Source organism: Pseudomonas baetica, assembly GCF_051216495.1.
In the GTDB taxonomy this organism is placed as follows: Bacteria; Pseudomonadota; Gammaproteobacteria; order Pseudomonadales; family Pseudomonadaceae; genus Aquipseudomonas; species Aquipseudomonas baetica_B.
The window spans coordinates 1-23,387 of sequence record NZ_JBPKAM010000038.1 but is presented as its reverse complement, the minus strand read 5'-3'; the positions used below and the strand labels follow the sequence as shown (position 1 = coordinate 23,387).

Genomic DNA, 23,387 nt, shown 5'->3' with positions numbered 1-23,387 from the left:
CAACGTTCAGGTTCCAGGTGGCGCTGACGGTTAAATGGAATTTGCAGGGCCGTCTTCAGTCAGCAGGCTAGAAAATCGCTGCGGGTCTATTGCTTTCGAGATGAGGAAGCCTTGAGCCTGATCGCAATTGAGTCGACTCAGCAGCGCAAGCTCGCCTGGCGTCTCGACCCCTTCGGCGACCACGTTGAGTCCAAGCTTTTTACCCAGCGCAACGATGCTGGAAAGCGCGGCCTCCAGGTTTTCATTCTCGACACAGCCATATACCAGTGAACGATCGATCTTCAGCTCGGTAAAAGGCGTGGAAACCAGATTGAAATAGGAGCTGTAACCCTTGCCGAAATCATCCTGGGCCAAACCGAAGCCCTTGAACCGCAGGCGGCAAACCCCCGAAAAATAGTGCCCGAGGTTTTCTGTAACTGAACTCTCCATCAATTCGAATCCGATCTTCGAATGCAGGCCTCCAACGCTGGCGACCCGCTCATGCAGGCGGTCGGGCAAATCGTCGCTGCCGAGCAGATGGGTCGGCAGATTGATCGTGACGGGGATGTCGTATCCCTGATCGCGCCACAAGGACTGAGCAGAAATGGTCTGGGTCACGAACTCCATCAGCAACGTTTCTTCCAGATCATGGCGAATGATGTTGGGTAAAAAATCTCTGGGCAGCAGCAGGCCCAAGCGGGGATGGTCCCATCTTGCCAAGGCCTCGGCGGCAACGATTCGTCCCGTGGATAAGGATTTTTTCGGCTGAAACCACGGCTGTATCTGCCCTGAACTCAATGCATGGCTCAGGTCAACGAAACTGTGCTCCGGCGGTACCCTGACCGTTGCAACGACATCCGAGCCAAACGCCACCAACTTATCGAGCAGCTTGCGCAGTGAACTCTGGTTCACAGGTTTCGCTATTTGTCCCAGCACCCTGAAGCCGAGATTCTTTGCCGCCAGGCTGGCACTGACCATGATTCGCCCCGGTGCCGAACTCATAAAGGCCATGGCGGGCTTGTGCCTGAACTCACCCATTTTTTGCACAAGCTGCAAGCCATCCATACTGGGCATCATCAAATCACTTAGCACCAGGTCGAAACGCTGTTCTTTCAACAACGCCAGCGCTTCATGACCGTTGAATGCAGAACTGACCGACACGTCTCCCAGCGAGTCAAACAAATCAAGCAGGTACTTATGCTGAAAGAGGTGATCCTCGACCACTAAAATGTTATATGCCACCGAAGCTCACCCTTTCGTATTGTTGCAGACAGTTGAAAAGCGCACCCAAACCGAAAGGCTTCACCAACAACTGTTGCATTCCGGCGCCCAGACAACGATCACTCTCATCGCGCATGGCATTTGCCGTCGCACCGATAATCGGGGCATTACAACCAATGCTGCGTAACTTGCGGGTCAACTCATAGCCGTTGATCCCTGGCATATTGATGTCGGTCAGCACCACATCAAAGTCATCTTTGCCCCAGAGCGCCAACGCTTCAGCGCCATCGCCCGCCAACACCACCTCACATCCCAACTCTTCCAATTGGTCCTTTAGAATCAACTGATTGATCACGTTGTCTTCAGCCACCAGTACTTTCAGATCCAGCTTGTCAGGGGCTTCAACGTCAGCGAGGCCTGGAGCTGACGTCACAACGCCTTGCGCCTGGCCAAGCGCTTCATACAGCCTGCCAAGATCATTCAGTTCGACACACCACTGACCGTCTGAGGGGTGATCCTCCGGACATCCCTGTGGACTGACGATGATTCTCGCCCCTTTCCATTCAGGGCAAATACGCCGTCGCTCATGGGGATAAACTTCGATCAATACGCAACCATGACCAGGATCGTTGTCAGCCGGCTTGCCAACCCGCGTCTTCGCGCCCCAGTGACGAGACCAGCTCGCGAGGTACTCCGCCATCTCCAGCGTGGGCGAATAGACATGCACCGTCCTGTGCAACCCCTCGGACATGGCCGTCACATTTGTCATCGGCTGCAAAGGCTCCAGGGCCACATTCAGCGTAAAGCTGCTGCCCAGCCCCGGCGTGCTGACCACTCGAATACTGCCGCTCATCAACTCCGCCAGGCGCTGACAGATCGACAGGCCCAAACCGGTGCCAGCGATCACATTCGCGCTACTGCCTGTTTGATAAAACGGATCGAACAAAAAGGCCTGTGCTTCGCGGGCGATACCCGGACCGCTGTCCGAAACCTGCCACTGGATGTTGACTCGCTCTGCGGTCACCGCGCCCAGCTTGACATGCAAGACGATTTGCCCGCTTTCCGTAAACTTCACGGCGTTACTGAGCAGGTTATTCAGTATCTGCCGGATGCGGGTCAGGTCTCCACGCAGCATCGCCGGGATAGCAGGATCAATATAGGAGTAAAGCGTCAGTCCTTTGCTGCGTGCCGCGCCCAGATAGCTTTGAACAACACCATTGACCAACTCGATGGGAGAGAACTCACCCAACTCAAGCGCCAATTGACCGGCCTCGATTTTCGCCACATCCAGCACATCGCACACCAGGTTCAACAGGGCCGAAGACGAGCTCTCGATGGCATGCAGGTAAGCCTTTTGCTGAGCCTTGAGCTCGGTTTTACCCAGCAACTCCAGAGTGCCCAGCACGCCATAGAGCGGGGTCCTGATTTCATGACTCATGGTGGCCAGAAATAGCGTCTTGGCCTCGTTGGCGGCATCCGCCAATTGCTTGGCCATGGCCATGGCCGCTTCAACCTGCTTGCGCGAACTGATGTCACTGAACGCACAGAACAGAACATCTTCGCCGTTGTATCGGGTGCGGACAAAACTCAGGTAAAGATGACGACCATTGCCGGCCTGGAACTCATCCGTTTGATTCGACTCATTGTCATCGAATGCCTTTTCGATCCAGCCGTGACACAACCGCTCACGCTCATTGCATTCGCCCAGCCACTGTTCCGACAACCTGTTTTCCAGGACGACCTGACCATCCGCGCGACGCAGTACGCACAGGGCAACCGGGGCTGTTTGAATGACAGCCCGACTGAATGCCTCGCTTTCTATCAATGCATCGATGCGTTCCGTTGCCGGGGTAATCAACCGTCGTTCTATTCGCGACACCAGGCGATAGACCAGCAGCGCAACGACCAGAATCAAGAAGATACAAATCGCCAGGGGCCACCACAGCACCTTCAACAATGACCAAAGGTCGATCCGATAGAAAATTTTCCAGTTCGAATACCCCAGTTGTTTGCGCATGACCAATCGATCAGGCAAAAAACCGTCACCGGCGAACCCGAAATTCTGACCCAACTCAAGTCTCATGGCCGACGGTGCATTCTGATCGATGGGGACACTGCTCATCATCACCTCACCGTTCGGATTGACCATCACGAACTGCCCTGCGGTGTCATCATGGAGCGTATGGGTGACGTCGGCGGCATCCATTTCCAGGCCTATCCAGCCATATTGCGGTCGATGCGCATCCGCCAGCGCAAAAAGGTACAAACGGGCGGGAGACGTGGTTTGATCGCTGAGCCAGACTTCCTGGGCGATGCCAGGCAACTGGCCATTGAACCCATGCAGTCTTCGCAGGATGTCTTCGGAGATGGGCGCCGACCAAGTGGAGGCCCTGCTCAAATAAACAGGCCGGGCATCGGACTTTTGCGCGACATAAACCAGATTGACGCGTTTGTCCCGGAGAAAATCGGTCATGCGCTCAGACAGGTGCACACCCCATTCACTCTGCGCAGCATTGTTCCCACCTGACGAATCTGCCGGCGCAGGTTTTTTTTCGCTGAATTCGTCAGGGCTGCTGACAGCGGAGAGGACAAGGGACCCGAGAAAGACTTCCCGCTGCGTAAAAAACACGCGCGCATCGGTAATCGCGTCACTCATGTAACCTTGCCGACGAGAGATTTCACTGTTGAATATCGAGCTGACAATAATGATCGCGCCGACAATCGTTCCCAGAACGAGAACCTGGGCGAACAGACGCAACAACCTGCGCGCGGCTTTAGGCGTGGAAAAGTAAGAGTCGGCGGGTTGTAAAAACTGCTTTAGCTTCATCACACAAGGGTAAGTGCCTTACCCGGGCGCAAACCATCAGCCAAACCTTAAAAATGGAGAGTTGATTCTCACCTTCAAAGGGTATCGGCTTGCATTCATTGTCTGGTGAAACGTTGCGGGCTCAGATCGACCTGACTGATGCACCGCCAAACTTGCTCAAGTCCCCCTCCGGCCCCAGCAATTGATTCATCGATTGCAGATGCTCGAGCTGCATATGCGTCGTAAAAAGATTGATCAGATCAAGCGTTTCCAGACCCACTTCGTCGCCGCAATAGAGTACGGCGGCGAAACGCCCCATGATTTCGGCATTGAGGCGAAAGCGCTCACGCAAAACGTAAGGAGGCGTTTCGTTGTTTACATCCTTGAAAATCACGGGAACAACGGCAACGCCGATAGCGTCGATCAATTCTCGCATGTCCAAATCGGCTATTTTCATTGCTCCCCCTTTTCAAGTCCTGCCATCGGCCCGGTACGATTTAACCTTTAACATTCACCGCCTGTCATCGAAGGAGCAGCGCTGCAATGCCTCCGCCGATGGCTCCGCCAATGGCAGCAGAAACCCCTACGATCAGCACCACACGCTCGAGTACCGCCCGCAGCACCCTTCGCGATTGCTTTTCCTGGCGCTCCACGGCGGCGCGTTGTTTGACTTCGGCAATATTCAATACACTGCACAGTTGACGGTGCGCCTGTACCAGTTCCTCATTGGCCGACAACATGTTTACACCAAGGTTAGTCGCGGCCGTGGCGACTGACTTCTCGACAGCGGCAGCAAGTACCACCGCTTTCCTGACTTCGGTAACAATCTTTTTGGCTTCGACCAGCACCTCCTCACCAATGGGTGCTGTTTCCTTCATGAGTGGTTCAGTCGTTGTTATCGCCTCCATTTAACACCTCCAAGACACCGCACAACTTTCATCATAATTATCACGCACTGGGGTCACGAGTTTAATTCAGATGAAATACTACAAATAAGCAAGTAACAATAAACATTCCTGCCCGACACTTACAAAAACCCCTCCGACATCACATCAGGTCAGGAATCGCCGGGTTAATTCCGCCATTTCAACTGCCAACTTCGAAAGTTCATTACTGGCTGTCGCGGTTTGACTGGCACCTGAAGACGTTTGAATCGAAAGATCCCGAATACTGACCAGGTTGGTATCGACCGAACGCGCCACCTGGGCCTGTTCCTCGGAAGCCGTGGCAATCAGGAAATTCCTTTCGTTAATCTCGGTAATCGACTTCGCAATGTCCGCCAATGCGGTGCCGGCCTCCTGAGCAACCCCCAACGTATCCTGAGCATTGGTACAGCTATGCGACATGGCCAGCACCGCCTGCTCGGCACCTGACTGAATGTCGGCAATCATGCTTTCGATTTCCTTGGTCGACTCCTGCGTACGATGGGCCAGCGCCCTGACTTCGTCCGCAACCACCGCAAAGCCTCGGCCCTGGTCACCCGCCCTCGCTGCTTCGATGGCCGCGTTCAACGCCAGCAGGTTGGTCTGCTCTGCAATCGACCGAATCACATCGAGGACTTTAGTGATGTTCTGGGCCTTGCTTGCCAGCCCTTCCACCTCATCGCTGGTTTTTTCCACGGTCGATGCCAGGTTCTGGATAGCCTTGACTGTTTCCGCAACCCGATCGGAACCTGTCCGGGTAGAGCGTTCCGACATTTGGGCAGACTCCGAAGCGGACGCCGCGTTTCTCGCGACCTCTTCCACCGCTGCCGTCATCTCGTTCACCGCCGTGGCCGCTTGTTCGATCTCATTGTTTTGACGCTGCATGCCGATACTGGACTCTTCGGTCACGGAATACATTTGCTCCGATGCCGACGCCAATTGCGTGGACGAGTCGCCGATATGGCGAATCGTGTCGCGCAGACTGGCCTGCATGGCAGCCGTGGACTTCATCAGATCCGTCAATTCATCCTTGCCGTCGACCTGAAGTTCAGCCCTCAGGTCACCGTCGGCAATTCTCTGGTTGACCCCCAGCACGGCCAACAACGGAACCGTGATGCTTCGAGAAAACAAAGTACCGAGCACCAAACTCAGGGAAATGACCAGAATGCCAATCCCGATCACGGTCTTGATTGAACTTTGATAGATCCCTTCGGATTCGATGCCGGATTGCTGCCCACCCAAACGGTTTAATTCGACCAGCTTTTCAACGGATGCCTGCAGCTCATTGGTGGGTTTACGAATATTGTCATCTATATATTTTGCAGCACCCGCCAAATCACCTGATTGAACCAATGCCAGCAATCCATCCAGTTTACTGTCATAGGTAGCGACACCGATTTTTACATCGTTATAAATCTGCCCTTCTTCAGGGCTGCTGACCTGCTCTTGATACCCGTCAACCATCTGCTTTAGTTTGATTCTTGTATCGGCAATTGTATCGGCCGAAATCTTCTTTACATCGGCGTTGACTGTATTGATCAGCCGGAAGCTTTCCAGGCGCATTTTAAGCACCATTGCATCGATCACGCCCGCCTGGCGCACACTCTCCATCCAGTTCTTTTCGATTTCCACGGCTGCAGCGCGAACCCGCCCCATCTGCCATAGCGAAATACCGCCGAGAGCGACCACCAGAAGATTAATGATTAAAAATATCAATGCCGCACGATGCGCCATTCTGAAATTTCTGAGCAGCATATTTGAAACCCTACTTTAGACCCGTTGCCCGACCTTCCAATTCACTGACTCTGAATACAGCCATCTCCCGACCACCGACAGCTTCAGGAGGAGCGTCATGCGCGAACACAACAGGCATGTGCATTTATCAGCATTTAGTTTATTGACTGGAAAGTCGGCAGCCCATCAGGCGAACCTTAAAAATAGCCAGACTGGTCTTGAAGCGGCTTAAATACACTCCCTACGATTTTTCACCAATAACCGGGCAAGTTCATCTTGTTGCATGGTTTCCGAGACCAACGGACCTTGAGCCTCATCACAATTGAGTCGTTGTAGCAGCGCCCATTCTTCTTGTGTTGAAACCCCCTCCGCCAGCACCGTCAACCCCAATTGTTGACTCTCCGTAATAATGCAGGCCAATGAAGAAGCGAGCTTTTCATTCTTCACCGCGCTGCGTACCAGCGGCGGAAAAATCTTGACGTCTGTAAACGGCGTCAACTTTAAATTCAAGCAATATCTATAACCTTGACCAACGTCATCATGGGCGACAGCGAAGCCTTTGAGCCGCAACTTGTAAATCGATCCAAGATGGTGAGTCAGGTTTTCTTTTTTAGACGTCCGGGCCAATTCAAATCCGATGCATTCAGGCTCACCCTCCCGACTGACCACGAACTGGTGCATCCGCTCCGCAAAGCCACTGCGCCTCAATACCGACATGAAGAGCTGGATCCATACGATCACCCTGCACCCCTGCTCGCGCCAGGCGCGCTGAGCGCTAATGACCTGGCTCACCACATGAACCAGAAAGGCCTCTTCGACCTCACTTCCTGCATTCGCAGGCAACAACGACTGCGCATTCGATTGCAGATGATGCTGCAAGGCTTGCGCCTTGACCGCTGTAATACGACCGGAGCGTAAGTTTTTCCTGACCTGGAACCCGATTTGAACTGGATACTTGTGCTGGTGATCCAGCAGTGCGTGTGGGTGATGTGGAACCGGGTTTTCCTCGGGATCGCCAGCGCTCAGCCCCATAAGCCTGCCATGCAGGGCGCGTAAATCGATGACATCCAGTGGCTTGGAGACCAGACCGACAACGGTGAATCCAAAGTTCCTGGCCGCCAGACAGGCATTCACCGCTGTTTGCCGGGGAGAATCATCGAGAATGGCCAATGCCGGCAGTGGCCTGCAATCCACACCCTTCCTGAACAGTTGTGCGCCACTCACTTCCAACATCGTCAAACTGCTTAACACCATGTCGAATGAATACGCATTGAATAACTCAAAGGCTTCATGACTATTTTTGGCCGCCCGCAATACCACGCCCTCCATGTTCACCTGGAGCGCATGCAAAAACTTCTTCTTGAGTCCACCTCCCTCGAGAACCAGGATGCTGTAAGACACAAACAGTTTCCCCCACCCATGCAACAACGACCCACTTCCACTTTCCCTGTTTGGCCATTGCGGCAATGGGCGTGCGATGCAATGAATTCTCTTTCATGGATTTTTCACAATCCATAAGAGGATCCTTAAAAATCAGCGTATTGGCTTGAGGGCACGCAAAACATGTAGTGGTTTCGTTTGTAGGAGCGAGCTTGCTCGCGATGGTTGTTAACGATGACGCGTATTGTTTGGCTCATCGCGGCGCTCTTGAGTCCATCGCGAGCAAGCTCGCTCCTACAGCTACCTTAAGAAAGGGTCGTTACGTCAGGCAGTAGCTGCAGCCGTTCGCTTCGGAAACAGCAAGACCGGTGCTGTCACGGGTTTTCACATCGAGCGCCTTGCTCAGGGAACCGAGCAGTGTCGCCCAAGCGTTGAACGCGATCGGGCTCTGCGCGAACATCGACATCATGTTTGGCGTGAACCCGATGTTCCGGGAGAACACATCGAGCTAGCCCGGTGCACCCACCTCACGGCTCAATACTCTGGAAACTCATCCCGATAACACACCGGCGAACTGGAGCCTGGGTAACGCTCAACTTCCTCCCGCCACTGGGCAAGAAATCGCTGTCTCAGCGACTCCCTTGTAGCCGCTGGCGAAGCCTGGACCCGGTGGCGAAGCAGTCGCATAACCTGCGCGCGGGATCGCCCCGATAAACCGAATTGACGCACGTTCAAGATCACTCACCCCTCCACTCTCGCGGACTCACGCCGGTTTTGCGGCGAAAGGCGCGGGCCAGTGCCGACGGGCTTTCATAGCCGACCTCTTCAGCGATCAGGGCAATCGGCTTGCCTTCACGCAAGCGTTTCTGCGCCAGGCTGATGCGCCAGCTCACCAGATAGTCCACCGGTGCCTGGCCAACCACGCGTTTGAAGTGCTCGGCAAAACTGGCCCGGGACATGTTCGCCAGCGCCGACAACTCGGCCACGCTCCAGGCCTTGGCCGGCGCCTCGTGCATCTGGCTCAAGGGCCGCGCCAAACGCGCATCGGCCAGCCCGGCCATCATCCCCGGCTGCTGATTGCCCGTGCTCAGGATGTAGCGCAGCAACTGAATCACCAACAGCTCGAACAGCCGGTCCATCATCGCTTCACGGCCACAACTGCCGTCGAAGGCCTCGTTGAACAGCCATTCCAGGGTGCCCGCCAGGGTCGGGATTTCATCGAGTTTGAGCACCAGATACTCCGGCAACGCCGCGGCCAGGGCATTACCCGACCCGCCGTCGAAGCTCAGGGACGCACACACCAATTGAGTGGACGACGCTTCAGTGGCAAACAGGCGATGCCGGTACGGCCGAGGGAAGAAGATCAGCGTCGGCTCGACGAGGTGCAACTCTCGCTCATCGGCCAGCTTCAAAGTGATTTCACCGGCCTGCAGCAAATGCAGGTGACCACACGTCTGACTGCCATCAAACGCCGTCGTGCCGCAAAACGTGCCGCTGTGAAAGGTGCCGGCGTTGACGCCGAAATGCGTGAGCAAGGTGGACAAGCGATCCATGGGGCGACTCCCGGGAACAGATTTGGACGATCTGTCGCATATCGTCGACGATTTGCACCCAATTGACCAGAACGAATCACTAGCATGGACTCCGAACCCAGCGCCTGTCGCGCTCTAAACCCCGGAGAATCACCATGACGCGCATTACCTCTGTAGACCTGGAACACGCCACCGACACAACCCGCCCTTTGCTGGAAGGCGTGCAGATGAAAATCGGTTTCCTGCCCAACGTCTTCCGTGTACTGGCCCACGCCCCTGCCGTGCTTGCTTCTTACCTGCAGAACTCGGCGGCACTGGGCAAGACGTCCCTGAGCGCCAAGGAGAAAGAAGCGATCTTCCTCGCCACCTCGCAGGTCAATGGCTGCGACTACTGCCTGGCGGCGCACACCCTGTTCGCCGGCAAGGCCGGGCTGTCCGGCCAGGAGATTCTCAGTGCCCGTGAAGGCAAGCTCGACGCCTTCGCCCTGCTCGCCCGTCAGATCACCGAAAACCGTGGCCATTTGAACAGCGAGCAGATTGCCGCAGCCCGCGCCGCCGGGATCAATGACGCGAAGATCATCGAAGTGGTTGCCCACGTAGCCTCGCAGACTTTGACCAATTACCTGAATAACGTTGCGCTGACCGATATCGATTTCCCGGCCATCGACGCCTGATGGCGGGCAATTTCTGTGGGATGGCGGCCTTAACCTCAATGTGGAGACTGAAAATGGACACCGTGACCCTGTACACCACCGACACCTGCCCTTACTGCCATAGCGCCAAATCGCTGCTGGCCAGCAAAGGCATCGCAATGCACGAGATCAACGTCCAGCGCGAACCTGGCAAACTGGAAGAAATGCTCGAGCGCAGCGGGCGGCGCAGCGTGCCGCAGATCTTCATCGGCGACGTGCACATCGGCGGTTTCGACGACCTGGCCAAGCTGGATCGCCAGGGTGGCTTGATGTCGATGTTGGCCTGAGAGGTTTGTACAAAACCCTGTGGGAGCGGCGGTGCGGCGATCCCACAGGATCTGTGTCTATCCGCAATACTCAATCATCCTCATGCAACTTGATCCCCCTTGCATGCAGCAGCGGCGGCACCAGCAGCACCAGCAATGTCAGCGCCATGAAAAACGCCGAGATGGGTTGCGTTAGGAAGATCATCCAGTCGCCCTCGCTGATGGACAGGGCATTGCGCAATTGCTTCTCGGCCATCGGCCCCAGCAGCATGCCCACGATCACCGGCGCCACCGGGAAGTCGAAACGGCGCATCAACACGCCGAACCAGCCAATGGCCAACATCAACAGCAGATCGAAGGAGGAATGACGCATGCCGTACACGCCGATGGTGGCGAACACCAGAATCCCGGCATTCAGGTAGGGCCTGGGGATTTGCAGCAACTTGACCCACAGCCCCACCAACGGCAGGTTCAGCACGAGCAGGATGACGTTGCCGATGTACAGCGAAGCCACCAGGGTCCAGACCAGCTCGGCGGAGGTTTCAAACAGCAACGGCCCCGGTTGCAGGTTGTAGTTCTGGAATGCCGCCAACAAAATCGCCGCCGTCGCCGAGGTCGGTATGCCCAGGGTCAGCAATGGCACCAAAGACCCGGTCGCGCTCGCATTGTTTGCCGCTTCCGGTCCTGCGACGCCTTCGATGGCGCCCTCGCCTTTGTTCGCGGAAAAATCTTTCGGGTATTTGGACAGTTTGCGCTCGGTGGAATACGACAGGAACGTCGGGATCTCCGCGCCACCGGCCGGAATCGAACCGAATGGAAAACCGATCAGCGTGCCGCGCAACCAGGCCGGAACCGAACGCTTCCAATCCGCGCGGGTCATCCACAATGAGGACAGGCGATGCCGGCCCTCCGTTATTTCCTGTTGATAGAGCAGGCTGTACAGCGCTTCCCCGACCGCAAACAAGCCCACCGCCACCAGCACCACTTCAATGCCGTCCACTAACTCCGGAACGCCTAGGGTGTAGCGGGCAATCCCCGAGGTCGAGTCCAGACCGATCATGCCGACCGTCAACCCGATCCCCAGCGATGCGAAACCGCGCAGCATGGAAGCACCGAGCACCGCCGACACCGTGGTGAAGGACAACACCAGAATCGCGAAATACTCCGCCGGGCCGAAGTTGAGCGCCAGCCTGGCCACGACCGGCGCAAACAGGGTCAGCAGAATCGTCGCAATGGTCCCGGCCACGAAAGAACCTATTGCCGCCGTGGCCAGCGCCGGTCCGGCGCGCCCGTTGCGAGCCATCCGGTTGCCTTCCAGGGCCGTAACCATGGAGGACGATTCCCCTGGCGTGTTGAGCAGAATCGAAGTGGTGGAACCGCCGAACTGCGCGCCGTAATAGATCCCGGCAAACATGATCAACGCCCCGGTGGGATCGACCTTGGCGGTGATCGGCAGCAGCAGGGCCACCGTCAGCGCCGGCCCGATGCCGGGCAGGACACCGATGGCGGTGCCCAACAGACAACCGATGAACCCCCACATCAGATTGATCGGCGTCAGCGCCGCAGAAAGCCCCATCATCAGGTTTGAGAGAATATCCACGCTGTCGATCTCCTTAACGCCGGATCAGATCCAGGCATTGACCAGCGGCGGCAGGGAAACCCCCAGTCCGGCGTTGAACAGCCAGTAAATCGGCAGGGTCAAGGCGATGCCGATGGCCAGGTCACGCAGCGGATGACGACTGCCAAAGCCCCGCGCCGAACAGGCAAACAGCAACCCGGCGGCCAGCACAAAACCGATCAGGTTGATCAACAAGGCCACCCCCAGCAGCCCGCCCGTCACCCAGGCCGCTCCGGTTTTGCCACCAGGGATCGTGCCGTTATCATTGTTCAGTTCACGAAATCCACCCGTGAGCGCTTGATAACTCAGCAACACCCCTACCACGCCAAGAAACCCGGCGACGAGGTAGGGATAGACATAGGCCGGCAGGATCACAAACCCCATCTCGGGTGGAAAGCGGTAGGCCCCCACCGCCAACAGTGCGCTCAGGGCGATCAGGCCAAGGCCGATCGCCAGTTGCGTCGGCTTAACTGCCCGTGCCCCGGCCATCTCAAAGCAGCCCGACCTTGACCAGCATCGCCCGCAGGCGCACGTGCTCTTCGTCGACGAATTTGCCGAAGTCATCACCGGTCAGCACGCTCGGCGTCCAGGCGTTGGTCTGGATGTTGTCTTGCCAGACTTTGCTGTTGCTGGCGGCCACCACCGCATCGGTCACTTCCTTGCGCTGTTCGGGAGTGAGGCCGGCGGCGCCGTACACACCGCGCCAGTTGCCGATAACCATGTCGTAACCGCTTTCCTTGAGGGTCGGCGCATCGATCCCCGGGACGCGCTCGGGCGCACCGATGGCCAACACGCGGATCTGGCCGTTCTTGATGTATTGGCCCAGCTCGGCGTAGCCCCCGGTGAGCACCTTGATCTGCCCGCCCAGGGTCTGCGCCACGACTTCACCCCCACCACCGGTGGCGATGTAATTCACCTTGTTGACCGGCACATCCAGCTTGCCGGCCAGCTCAGCAATGCCGATGTGATCGATCGAGCCTTTGGAACCACCGCCAAAGGTGACACTGGTGGGTTTGGCCTTGAAGTCCTTGATCAGGTCATTGAGGGTTTTGTAGGGCGATTCCTTGCGCACGGCAATCACGTTGTATTCGGTGAACAACCGGGCAATCGGCGTTACGTCCTTCAAGGTGATTTGCGGTTTGTTCTGTTCGATCCCCGCGACCATGATCGCGCCGACCACCAGCAACGCGTTCGGGTCACCCTTGGTGCTGTTGGCGAACTGCGCCAGCCCCAGGGTTCCGCCAGCGCCGCCCTTGTTCTCAAACGTGGTGGACTTGGCCGCATTGGCTTCGACCAAGGCTTTACCCAGGACCCGTGCGGTCTGGTCATAACCGCCGCCTACGGAGCCGGGGGCCATGAACTTGACGGTGTCCAGTGCAAGCGCAGGCGTGGTGAGTGCGGCGGCGGTCATGCCAACCGCCAGAAAGCGACTGAAGCGATGGAACAAAGCGGACATGGTGTTTCTCCCTGGATTGTTTTTATGGGTGCCGTCGCCCGTCGATCAGGGGGCGATCCCTGCTCAATGAGCTTTGGCCTGCGCATAAGCGTAGGACATGCTTGCGCTTATTGAAGGTCTTTCAATCCAGGCCCTGTCGAGCCCCGAGATTGCCGCGTCTGTAGGAGCGAGCTCGCTCGCGATGGTCGTCAACGATGACGCCGGCGGCCTGAATGCCCGCGGTGTCCCGGCGTTTTTCGCGAGCAGGCTCGCTCCCACAGTGGATGGTGGGGCCTCCACAGGAATCAAAGGCTGCGCCCCGAAAACCACATCCGACCAATAAACCCCCAACAACGCGAGTCATGACCTAACCTCATAGGCTGGGTGACTAACAACCTGTCGAGCACGCCTATGCGCAATACCTTGAAGTGGATGATGGTCGTGGTTTTCGCGCTGTTCGGGGCAAGTGGCGCCATGTTGTCGGCGGCGGCACTGTCGGACACGCCGGCCGCCACTGCAACGGCTGCCTCCGCCAGCATTTCCGACAACGACCTGCAGGATTTGCAGCTTCGGCTCTACAACCTGAAACAACAGGTGTCCCAGGCCAGCAATTACAGCCAACTGGAAGCCCCCCAGGATCTGCTCCAGGCGTTGATCCAGGAAATCGCCCGGCTGTCGGCGCTGCTGCTACCCGCGCAGGCTCAACTGCAATCGCAGTTGAGCGTGTTGGGACCGGCACCTGATAGCGGGTCCCCGCTGGAGAAGGCTGAAATCACCCGGCAAAGGGCTGAGCTCACCGAACAGAAAACCCAGGTCGATAACAAGCTCAAAACGCTGGCAACACTCAAGGCCAGCGCGGCCGAACTGCTGACGCAAATCGCCGTCATCCGTCGTGGCCTGCTGGAAACCGAAGTGACCCAGCAGACCCACAGCATCCTCAACCCCTGGTTCTGGGCACCACTGCTCAATCCGCCCGCGGAAGACCGCCAGCGCCTGAGTGACTTTATCCAGCAAATGAGCGCCACCCTCGATGCCGCCTGGCAACCTGGCCAGCGCTTCTACACCACCGTGTTACTCGCACTGGCCCTTGCCCTGTGGTTTGTCGGTCACAGGCTCACCGACAAAGGGCTGACGTGGCTGTGTATTCATCGTATGCCTGAAGGTCGATTGCGGCGCAGTGCCCTGGCGCTGTCGTCGGTATTCGCCACGATACTGGCGGCGTGGTTTGCCTTGCAGTTGCTGTTTTATGCCCTCACCCGCCAAATGCCGCTGTCGCCGCAACTGGCGGGGTTTTCCCAGGATTTCGAAAAGATCGTTTACACCTGCGTGCTGATCACCGGCCTGAGCCGCGCCTTGCTGTCTACCAAACACCCTTCGTGGCGTTTGCCGGCCATCGCCGATCCGGTGGCACTGGCGATCAAACCCTTCCCCATTCGCCTGGCCTGGGCGCTGCTGATTCTGGTTGCGCTGGCGCAAATGACCAACGCCACGGGCATGAGCTCGCCAGTGGTGATCTCGGTCAGAGGGTTTGTCGCATTGGTCGTCACGGTGATGATCGGTACGCTGCTGTTGCGCGTCAGCAGGATTCGCCGGGGCCTTATCGCCACGGGCGAGACCCCCGAAGCTGGCACGACACTGGCCGGGGTCATTTATGCGTTCGCCAGCATCGCAGTGGTGATTTCCCTGCTCGCCTTGCTGTTGGGTTATGTGTCGCTGTCGCGCTTCATCACCTACGAACTGGTCTGGCTCTTCATCATTGTTGCCGGTTTCTATTTGCTGATCCAGCTGCTCAAGGACGGCTGTGAATACCTGTTCTCGCCCCGGCACTCCACCGGCAAGACCCTTAAACAATTGCTGGGCATTGGCGACGCACGCCTGGACCAGATATCGACCATCCTGTCCGGTCTCGGTCGGGCTGCATTGATGCTTATCGCGTTTATCACACTGATGGTGGGTGGTGTGGGATCGACGCTAGGCCAATTGGCCACCAACATTCTGGCCATCCTCGGCGGCGACGGGTTGCGCAAACTGAACATCGTCCCCGGCAACCTGCTGCAAGGCGTTCTCGCCCTGGTCATCGGCATCTACCTGGTCCGCACACTGCGCCATTGGCTGGACAACGAATTCCTGCCGAAAACGGAAATGGACCCCGGCATGTGTGCCTCGCTCAGTACGCTGTTTTCCAATATCGCTTACTTGCTGGTCATCCTGCTCGCGCTGTCTTCGTTCGGGATCAAGTGGACCAACCTGGCCTGGATCGTCAGTGCCCTGTCGGTGGGGATCGGTTTCGGTTTGCAGGAGATCGTGAAAAACTTCGTCTCCGGCCTGATCCTGCTGACCGAACGCCCGGTGAAAGTCGGCGACCTGATCAGCATCAGCGGCGTCGAGGGCGACATCCGCCGGATCAATGTACGGGCCACGGAAATCCAGCTCGCCGACCGCTCGATCGTCATCGTGCCCAACTCACAATTGATCTCGCAGAACCTGCGTAACGTCACCCTCGGCGGCAGCGCCCAGGGGGTGGCGACACTGGAATTGATGTTCCCGCTGGACATCGACCCGGAACAGGTGCGCAACCTGCTGTACGACACCTACATCGAGCACGAATCCATTCTCGATAAACCGGCACCGTTCGTGCGTTTCAGCCAACTCAAGCCCGAAGGCATCACCTTGACCATCACCGGTTACGTCGGCAGCCCGCGCAATGTCGGGGCGATCAAGAGCGAGCTGCTGTTTGAAATTCTCAAGCGGCTGGGGGCCGCTGGGATTGAATTGGCGAAACCGCCAACTGCCTGATGCAAATCCCCCTGTAGGAGCGAGCATGCTCGCGATGGACGTCAACGATAACGCGTGCAGTCTGAATGAACGCGGTGCCCTGGCGTTTTTCGCGAGCATGCTCGCTCCTACAGGTCAATCATTGGTTAATGCGCGATGCACACCGACTTCAGCTCGGTGTAAGCCTCGATCACTGCACGCCCGAACTCGCGGCCCATGCCCGATTGCTTGACGCCACCGAACGGCATCGCCGGGTCGAGCAGCACGTGGGCGTTGACCCACACGGTGCCGGCTTCGATGCGTGGCACCAGATTCATGGCCTTGCTCAGGTCGTTGGTCCACAGGCTCGCGGCCAGACCGTAGCGGTTGTCGTTGGCCAATTCGATCACGGCATCTTCATCGTCGAACGGCATCACGCCCAGCACCGGGCCGAACACCTCTTCGCGAGCCACGGCCATGCTGTGGTCGATGTCGGCCAGGATGGTCGGCTGGACGAAGAAGCCGTCGCCTTCCAGCAGTTCGCCACCGGTCACAACGCGTGCGCCTTCACGGCGAGCCAGCTCGATGTGCTTGAGCACGCTCTGTTGCTGCTTGCGCGACACCAGCGGGTTGATCGCCGCGTCACAGTTCATGCCCGCGCCAATCGGCATCGCCGAGACGGCGGCGGCCAGGGCTTCGACGAACTTGTCATGGATCGAGCGATGCACGTAGAAACGTGACGCAGCGGCACACACCTGACCGTTGTTGAGCAAGCCACCGAGGATCGCGCCCTGCACGGCTTTTTCGATGTCGGCATCGGCGAGCACGATCATCGGGTTCTTGCCGCCCAGTTCCAGGGAGAAGCGCGTCATGTTTTCCATGCACGCCACACCGACGCTCTTGCCCACGGCGGTGGAACCGGTGAAGGACACTTTGCTCACCAGCGGGTGCGAGGTCAGCACGCCGCCAACGTTAGCGCCGCCACCGGTGACCACGTTGAACACGCCGGCCGGAATGCCGGCTTCGAGCGCCAGTTCAGCCAGGCGCATGGCGGTCAGCGGGGTTTCCATTGCTGGTTTGATGATCACGGTGCAACCGGTGGCCAGCGCCGGCATCAGCTTCCAGGCAGCGATCAGCAGCGGGAAGTTCCACGGCACGATACCGACCACCACGCCCACCGGCTCGCGCTTGGTGAACGCGGTGAATTTGGCACCTGGCGGCAGCGGGATCGACACGTCGAAAGTCTGGCCTTCGATTTTGGTCGCCCAACCGGACATGTAACGCATGAATTCCACGGTGGCGTTCAGATCCAGCGCGCGGGCCATGTTGATCGACTTGCCCTGACTCAGGGTTTCCAGCTGTGCCAGCTCTTCAGCGTGCTCTTCCACCAGACGGGTGAAGTTCAGCAGAATACGTTCACGGTCGGCCGGACGCAGCGACGACCAGACGCCGGACTTGAACGCCTTGTGCGACGACTGCACGGCTTGCTCGACGATCGACAGCGGCGCGTCCAGGGTTTCGCACAAGGTTTGCCCGGTGGCCGGGTTGACCACGGCGATTGTCTCGCCCTCAGCAAATACCCACTGACCATCGATAAAGCAGCCATGACGGCGCTCGAGGAATGCAGCCACCTGCGGCAGGATTTCAACGTTGCTCATAAATCACCTTTATTCAGACGAATTGTTCAGGCGCACAGCCGGCCCGATCAGTGTTGTTCTTTGAGGTAGCACACCACCGCCTGACGATCGTCGGCGGAGGCCAGCCCCATGTACGGCATGTAGGTGCCCGGTACATAAGCCTGGGGTTGAGTGATCAATTGCTCGATGTTCTCGGCCTGCCAATCGATGTTCTTGCTGCGCATGGCCTGGGAGTAATTGAAACCCTCCAGCGAGCCGGACTTGCGCCCCACCACACCCGCCAGATTCGGCCCCATCATCCCGGCCATGCCCTTGCTCACCGAATGGCAAACCCCGCATTCATTGGCGAACACCTCGGCGCCACGGCTCTGAACCGGCGCACAATCAGCCGCCACGGCCGCCTGGGCCAGGGTCACGGACAACAAACCAAAGAGAGACACACGCAGAGCGGTAAACATAAGAAACGACCTTGAAAATCCACGCGCCCGTCACGCAGACGAACGCCAACACAGAAAGTGCCAGGGCAACGGAGCCCCGGCAGGTTGAAAAGGATTGTCGGCGGTCGGCGGCGCGCAGGATTTGCCCTGCGTGCCAGTTGTGTTGGCGGTTCTGCCAGATCACTAGAACCTTATGGTTACGCCCGTCCCTTGTAGGAGCGAGCCTGCTCGCGATGGACGTCAACGATGACGCGGGCTATCTGAATGACTGCGTTGCCAGGGCGTTTTTCGCGAGCAGGCTCGCTCCTACAGGTCATCGTCAGTTTCTGGAATCAAGCCGTACAACAATAGAACTTCGTCAAACTCAGCCCTTGATAGCTTTGAATCCCTTAGCTCATTGATTGCCGACAACAAAGGTGAATCCTGTGCTCTTGATGTCTCGCGCATTGAAACAACGAAACTATCAACTGGAAGATTGAGCACCTCGTACTTGCGTGGATATAACTTCATGACAGTCCTTTCCACGACTGTTCTGTTCAATGCCAGAACAACCATGCCAAATGGGCTTTGAATCCTTGCCCGCAGCTCTGAAACCCTCAATCTGAGGTGGGCAAGCGCTGATCTCCAACTCTTCGTCGTAGTTGAAAAAACTGTCACGTAGAAAATTAACCTTCATTGTTAAATACCCGTTCAGTCAGAAAAATGCCGTGCCCATGGTTATTATTTTTTGCACCAACTCACAAGCAGGTATTTTCGACACGTAGGAAGTTTCGCTCTGCATTAACAGAGAGCTCCCACAGGAAAACAGGAAGCCCTATTTACCCAAAACGCGGCACACGTTATTTGTCGATTCAAATAACTGTAGGAAGCAGTAGGAACGGTCCTTCAACGGCCGAAGAGCGCTTTGCTCTAACCGGCGCTCTTCTCGATAAAAAACGACGAACGGTAATCCCGCCAACACCATCATTCCCCTGTAGGAGCAGCCTTCGGCAGCTCCTACAAAAAGTGGATTCGTCGCTGAGACGTAGGTGCCATCACCCTGCCATGCAATCTGGCATGCACAACCAACAAATTGGCAAACAGACAAAAGGCCCGAAAAAACGCGGCCCTTAGTATCTAAAAAGACCGCAACCCTGCGCCTTAGAACAAGAACGGATGTCATGCCATGCTCAAGTCCCCCTTGCTTCGACTTTCCACGCTCGCGCTGATGATCAGTGCCGGGCAGGCCGGAGCTTATGAACTCTACGCCGATGACGACAGTCACCTGAACGCCACGCTGGAAGCGGTTTTCGGCATTTTCCACAGCCAGGAAAACTACGCCCTGTCGGGTCGTCTCGACGAAGGTTCGTCGTCGTGGCGCGAGGGTTACATCAAATACGGCCTGGCCTTCGACCAGGGCCTGGGCGGTGTCGGTACCGCTTACGGTGCGGCGAACATGCTCAGCTCCGGCACCTGGGGTGATGGCGATGCCGCCGGCTTCAGCGACGGCTCGGAACGCACCACCAAGTTCGAAGACGCCTACCTCGGCTGGCGTTCGGCCGATCTGTTCCCGGTGCTGGGCAGCGACGGTATCGACCTGTCCTTTGGTCGCCAGAACATTATGGTCGGTGATGGTTTCCTGATTAATGGCGACGCGCTGAACCTGGGCAAAGGCATCGCCGACGGTGAGTTCAACCGTGGCGGCGCTTACTGGCTGGCGGCACGCAAGGCCTTCGACGAGACCGCCGTGTTGCGCATTGGTGGCAAGGAAGGCTGGCGCAGCGACCTGATGTGGCTCAAATCCAACAACCGCGCCCAGGCCAAGACCGAGATGTACGTCGGCACCCTGGAGCACGTGGCCGAAGCCGGCACCGTCGGTTTGACCTACATCGACACCACCGACGTCAACGAAGAATTCGCCTCGCCGATCCAGCTCGAACGCGATGGCATGAAGACCTACAGCCTGCGCGCCACCGGCAATGCCGGGGTCAAGGACCTGTTCCTCTCCGGCGAATACGCCAAGCAGGACAAGCCTCACACCGACAGCGAAGACGCCTGGTACCTGGAAGCCGGCTGGACCTTCTCCGACGTGACCTGGTCGCCATACGTCAGCTACCGCTACAGCCGCTTCTCGGAAAACTACGACACCCTATTCTACGGTTTCAGCCGTGGTTTCGGTACCTGGTTCCAGGGCGAAGTGGCGGGCAACTATGCCGGCCCGTTCAACACCAACTCGCGCATACAGCAAGTCAAGTTGTCCGTCTCGCCGCTGGAGAACCTCAGCGTCGGCGTGATGCACTTCAACTTCGACACCATCGACCGCAGCCTGGGCAATACCGATGGCCACGAAACCGACCTGTACGCCGAATGGCACGTCAACGACCACCTGAGCATCATGCCGCTGGTGGGCCTGTTCCAGCCGGACAAGAGCGCTGACCAGGGCGGCACACAGTTGGGCAACAACGACAAGAACCTCTACAGCCAGGTGATTTTCGCCACGACGTTCTAAGCCCAACGCAACTCCTGTAGGAGCGAGCTTGCTCGCGATGGACGTCAACGAAAACGCGGGGTGCCTGGACTCCCGTGGTGCCCCGGCCTCCATCGCGAGCAAGCTCGCTCCTACAGGGGATCGGGTTCACTTCTAGGAAAAGGGCATTTCCAATGCGCAAGACATTCCTGACGATCCAGAGCAAGATCGCCCTGCTCGCCGGCCTCTGCCTGTTGCTGGTGGTGGGGTTGCTGATGGGCCTGTCGCTTTACCAGACCCACAAAAGCAGCCAGCAAGTGGCCCAGGCCAGCAGCGACATGCTCGCCGACGCGGCCAAGGAGCACATGCAAGCGTTGGCCAAGGTTCAGGCGATGCAGGTGCAACGCACCTTCATGCAGACCCATGAATTTGGCCAGGGGTTATCGCGGTACCTGCTCTATCTGCGGCAACTCCAGCATCAGGGGACGCTGACCCGCCAACAACTGCGCCAGGAGCTGAGTTCCCAGCTTCATCAGGCCCTCATCGACAAGCCCGACCTGCTCGGGCTTTATGTCATTTTTGAACCTGACGCTTTGGATGGTGCTGATTCGGGTTTCGTCGACAAGGCCGATCTGGGCAGCAACGAAAAAGGACGTTTCTCGCTGTACTGGGTGCAAAGCAAACCCGGTGAACTGCAAGCGGTGATCGGCGACGAAGGCCTGCTCGCCAACACCGAGCCGGGCCCGAGCGGCGCCCCCTACAACGCCTTCTACACCTGCGCCCGCGACACCCGCCAGGCCTGTGTGCTGGAGCCCTACTTCGACGAGGCGTCCGGCAGTCGCAAACTGGTGACCAGCGTCGCCTTCCCGCTGCTGGAGAACGGCAAGGTCATCGCCATCGTGGGCCTCGATATCAACCTCGCCGCGCTGCAAAAGAGCAGTGAAACCAGTGCACAGCAACTCTTCGACGGCCATGGCCAGATCAGCATCGTCAGCCCCCGTGGCGTGATTTCGGCCAACAGTCAGGACGTCAGTCGCCTGGGCCAGCCGATGGACAGCGCCGACGTGATGGATGCACTACGTAACGGTCAGCCAAAGGTGTTTGTCGACCCGCAACAGATCAAGGTCCTCGAACCCCTGGCACCGATTGCCGGTGCCGCGCCCTGGGGTGTGCTGGTGGGTGTGCCACAAGAAGTGCTGCTGGCACCGGTCACCACCCTGCAAAAGGAACTCGAAGCCCGAGGCGTGCAAAGCACCGCGCTGGAACTGTTGCTCGGTGGCGGCTCCGCCCTGCTCGGCCTGCTGTTGATCTGGTACACGGCGCAGCGCATCACTCGCCCATTGCAAGTGCTGACCCGGGTCATGGAAGACATCTCCCTGGGCGAAGGCGACCTGACGCGGCGCCTGCAAGTGCAATCACGGGATGAAATCGGCCAGTTGGCGACGGCGTTCAACCGCTTTGTCGAGCGCATCCATCAGTCGATGCGCGAGGTGTCGTCGGCAGCGCTGGGCGTCAACGAAGGCGCGCGTCGCGTGCTGAACGCGTCCAATTCGTCGCTGAGCAATTTCGACGATCAATCCACCCGCACCAACAGCGTGGCCGCAGCGATCAACCAGTTGGGCGCCGCCGCCCAAGAGATTGCCCACAACGCCAGCGACGCTTCCCATCAGGCGTCCAACGCCCGCCAGCAGGCCGAAGACGGACGTCAGGTGGTGCAACGCACGATCGAGGTGATGAACGAGTTGTCGGGCAAGATCAGCGCGTCCTGCGCCAACATCGAAGTGCTCAACGACAAGACGGTGAACATCGGGCAGATCCTCGAAGTGATCAAGGGCATCTCCCAGCAGACCAACCTGTTGGCGCTCAACGCGGCCATCGAAGCGGCGCGGGCCGGTGAAGCAGGACGCGGTTTTGCCGTGGTGGCCGACGAGGTGCGCAGCCTGGCCGGACGCACCCAGACCTCGGCGCTGGAGATTCAGCAGATGATCGAAGAGCTGCAAGTCGGCGCCCGGGATTCGGTCACCACCATGACCGAAAGCCAGCAGCACAGCGAGGAAAGCGTCAACATCGCCAACCTCGCCGGCAGCCGCCTGGGCAGCGTGACCCTGCGCATCGGCGAGATCGACAACGTCAACCAGTCGGTGGCCGCCGCCACCGAGGAACAGACCGCCGTGGTCGAAGCTCTCAACGTCGACATCACCCAGATCAACACCCTCAACCAGCAAGGCGTGGAAAACCTGCAATCGACCCTGCGGGCGTGCACCGAGCTTGAGCAGCAGGCGGCGCGGTTGAATCAGTTGGTGGGGAGTTTCCGCATTTAAGATTGATGTCGCCTGAACTGCCGCTTTCGCGGGCAAGCCCGCTCCCACAATGGATCTGCATTAAACACAGTTCGTGTGTTCACCGCAGATCCCTGTGGGAGCGGGGGGGGGGGGGGGGGGGGGGGAGAAAATAAAACCAACAAGAGCCGAGACCCCCCCACCCCCAGGCAACAAAATCCCACCAAGAGAGGGTGTCCCTGCCCACC

At 58.0% G+C, this 23,387-nt stretch carries 18 protein-coding genes and 1 pseudogene; 6 read left to right on the top strand and 13 right to left on the bottom strand.

The window, feature by feature from the left end:
- Positions 1–30 precede the first annotated feature (30 nt).
- From ACSFE6_RS15285 to ACSFE6_RS15250, 8 genes are all read right to left on the bottom strand, one after another.
- On the bottom strand, positions 31–1,221 hold the full coding sequence (locus ACSFE6_RS15285; RefSeq protein ID WP_435428393.1) for an EAL domain-containing response regulator: 1,191 nt from the start codon (positions 1,219–1,221) through the stop codon (positions 31–33).
- Positions 1,211–4,027 carry an ATP-binding protein gene (locus ACSFE6_RS15280; protein ID WP_435428392.1) on the bottom strand — a complete coding sequence of 939 codons (2,817 nt, stop codon included), beginning with the start codon at positions 4,025–4,027 and terminating at the stop codon, positions 1,211–1,213. The genes ACSFE6_RS15285 and ACSFE6_RS15280 overlap by 11 nt, the downstream gene beginning before the upstream one ends.
- Positions 4,028–4,148: 121 nt before the next feature.
- A complete protein-coding gene (locus tag ACSFE6_RS15275) occupies positions 4,149–4,463 on the bottom strand; it encodes a hypothetical protein (protein ID WP_435428391.1) in 315 nt (104 codons plus the stop codon).
- Positions 4,464–4,527: 64 nt separating this feature from the next.
- Entirely contained in the window at positions 4,528–4,914 is a 387-nt protein-coding gene (locus ACSFE6_RS15270; protein ID WP_435428390.1) for a hypothetical protein, read from the bottom strand.
- A gap of 144 nt (positions 4,915–5,058) precedes the next feature.
- Positions 5,059–6,684: a methyl-accepting chemotaxis protein gene (locus tag ACSFE6_RS15265; protein WP_435428389.1), complete on the bottom strand. Its 1,626-nt coding sequence runs from the start codon at positions 6,682–6,684 to the stop codon at positions 5,059–5,061.
- Between the two features lie 207 nt (positions 6,685–6,891).
- Positions 6,892–8,064: an EAL domain-containing protein gene (locus ACSFE6_RS15260; protein ID WP_435428388.1), complete on the bottom strand. Its 1,173-nt coding sequence runs from the start codon at positions 8,062–8,064 to the stop codon at positions 6,892–6,894.
- A gap of 298 nt (positions 8,065–8,362) precedes the next feature.
- On the bottom strand, positions 8,363–8,512 hold the full coding sequence (locus ACSFE6_RS15255) for a hypothetical protein (RefSeq protein WP_435428387.1): 150 nt from the start codon (positions 8,510–8,512) through the stop codon (positions 8,363–8,365).
- A gap of 268 nt (positions 8,513–8,780) precedes the next feature.
- Entirely contained in the window at positions 8,781–9,596 is an 816-nt protein-coding gene (locus tag ACSFE6_RS15250) for a cupin domain-containing protein (RefSeq protein WP_435428386.1), read from the bottom strand.
- A gap of 134 nt (positions 9,597–9,730) precedes the next feature.
- Between ACSFE6_RS15250 and ACSFE6_RS15245 the strand changes: the two genes are divergently transcribed.
- Together ACSFE6_RS15245 and grxC are read left to right on the top strand one after the other, a co-directional pair.
- Complete coding sequence (locus ACSFE6_RS15245) at positions 9,731–10,249, top strand: carboxymuconolactone decarboxylase family protein (protein WP_435428385.1); 519 nt, start codon at positions 9,731–9,733, stop codon at positions 10,247–10,249.
- A 53-nt stretch (positions 10,250–10,302) separates the two neighbouring features.
- Positions 10,303–10,554 carry a glutaredoxin 3 gene (grxC, locus tag ACSFE6_RS15240; protein WP_435428384.1) on the top strand — a complete coding sequence of 84 codons (252 nt, stop codon included), beginning with the start codon at positions 10,303–10,305 and terminating at the stop codon, positions 10,552–10,554.
- Between the two features lie 70 nt (positions 10,555–10,624).
- Here the strand turns inward: grxC and ACSFE6_RS15235 are convergent, their stop codons facing one another.
- Genes ACSFE6_RS15235 through ACSFE6_RS15225 form a run of 3 tightly spaced genes read right to left on the bottom strand, consistent with a single transcriptional unit; the run spans position 10,625 to position 13,607 of the window.
- On the bottom strand, positions 10,625–12,133 hold the full coding sequence (locus tag ACSFE6_RS15235) for a tripartite tricarboxylate transporter permease (RefSeq protein ID WP_435428383.1): 1,509 nt from the start codon (positions 12,131–12,133) through the stop codon (positions 10,625–10,627).
- A 24-nt stretch (positions 12,134–12,157) separates the two neighbouring features.
- On the bottom strand, positions 12,158–12,640 hold the full coding sequence (locus ACSFE6_RS15230; RefSeq protein WP_435428382.1) for a tripartite tricarboxylate transporter TctB family protein: 483 nt from the start codon (positions 12,638–12,640) through the stop codon (positions 12,158–12,160).
- Between the two features lies 1 nt (position 12,641).
- Entirely contained in the window at positions 12,642–13,607 is a 966-nt protein-coding gene (locus tag ACSFE6_RS15225) for a tripartite tricarboxylate transporter substrate binding protein (RefSeq protein ID WP_435428381.1), read from the bottom strand.
- Between the two features lie 390 nt (positions 13,608–13,997).
- Between ACSFE6_RS15225 and ACSFE6_RS15220 the strand changes: the two genes are divergently transcribed.
- Entirely contained in the window at positions 13,998–16,382 is a 2,385-nt protein-coding gene (locus ACSFE6_RS15220; RefSeq protein WP_435428380.1) for a DUF3772 domain-containing protein, read from the top strand.
- 125 nt (positions 16,383–16,507) lie between these two features.
- Here ACSFE6_RS15220 and ACSFE6_RS15215 read toward each other — a convergent pair whose 3' ends face one another.
- Positions 16,508–17,998 carry an aldehyde dehydrogenase family protein gene (locus tag ACSFE6_RS15215; RefSeq protein ID WP_435428379.1) on the bottom strand — a complete coding sequence of 497 codons (1,491 nt, stop codon included), beginning with the start codon at positions 17,996–17,998 and terminating at the stop codon, positions 16,508–16,510.
- 47 nt (positions 17,999–18,045) lie between these two features.
- Positions 18,046–18,435, bottom strand: coding sequence for a c-type cytochrome (locus ACSFE6_RS15210; RefSeq protein ID WP_435428378.1), 390 nt, complete (start codon positions 18,433–18,435; stop codon positions 18,046–18,048).
- A 1,144-nt stretch (positions 18,436–19,579) separates the two neighbouring features.
- On the opposite strand from ACSFE6_RS15210, the gene ACSFE6_RS15205 reads away from it, so the two are divergent.
- The 3 genes and pseudogenes from ACSFE6_RS15205 (at position 19,580) to ACSFE6_RS15195 (ending at position 23,181) form a co-directional block, all read left to right on the top strand.
- Positions 19,580–20,902, top strand: a complete 1,323-nt coding sequence (locus ACSFE6_RS15205; RefSeq protein ID WP_435428377.1) for a hypothetical protein — start codon at positions 19,580–19,582, stop codon at positions 20,900–20,902.
- A 152-nt stretch (positions 20,903–21,054) separates the two neighbouring features.
- Positions 21,055–22,326: pseudogene (locus ACSFE6_RS15200) on the top strand (HAMP domain-containing protein); the annotation flags it as partial.
- 15 nt (positions 22,327–22,341) lie between these two features.
- A complete protein-coding gene (locus tag ACSFE6_RS15195; RefSeq protein WP_435428418.1) occupies positions 22,342–23,181 on the top strand; it encodes a methyl-accepting chemotaxis protein in 840 nt (279 codons plus the stop codon).
- Positions 23,182–23,387 lie beyond the last annotated feature (206 nt).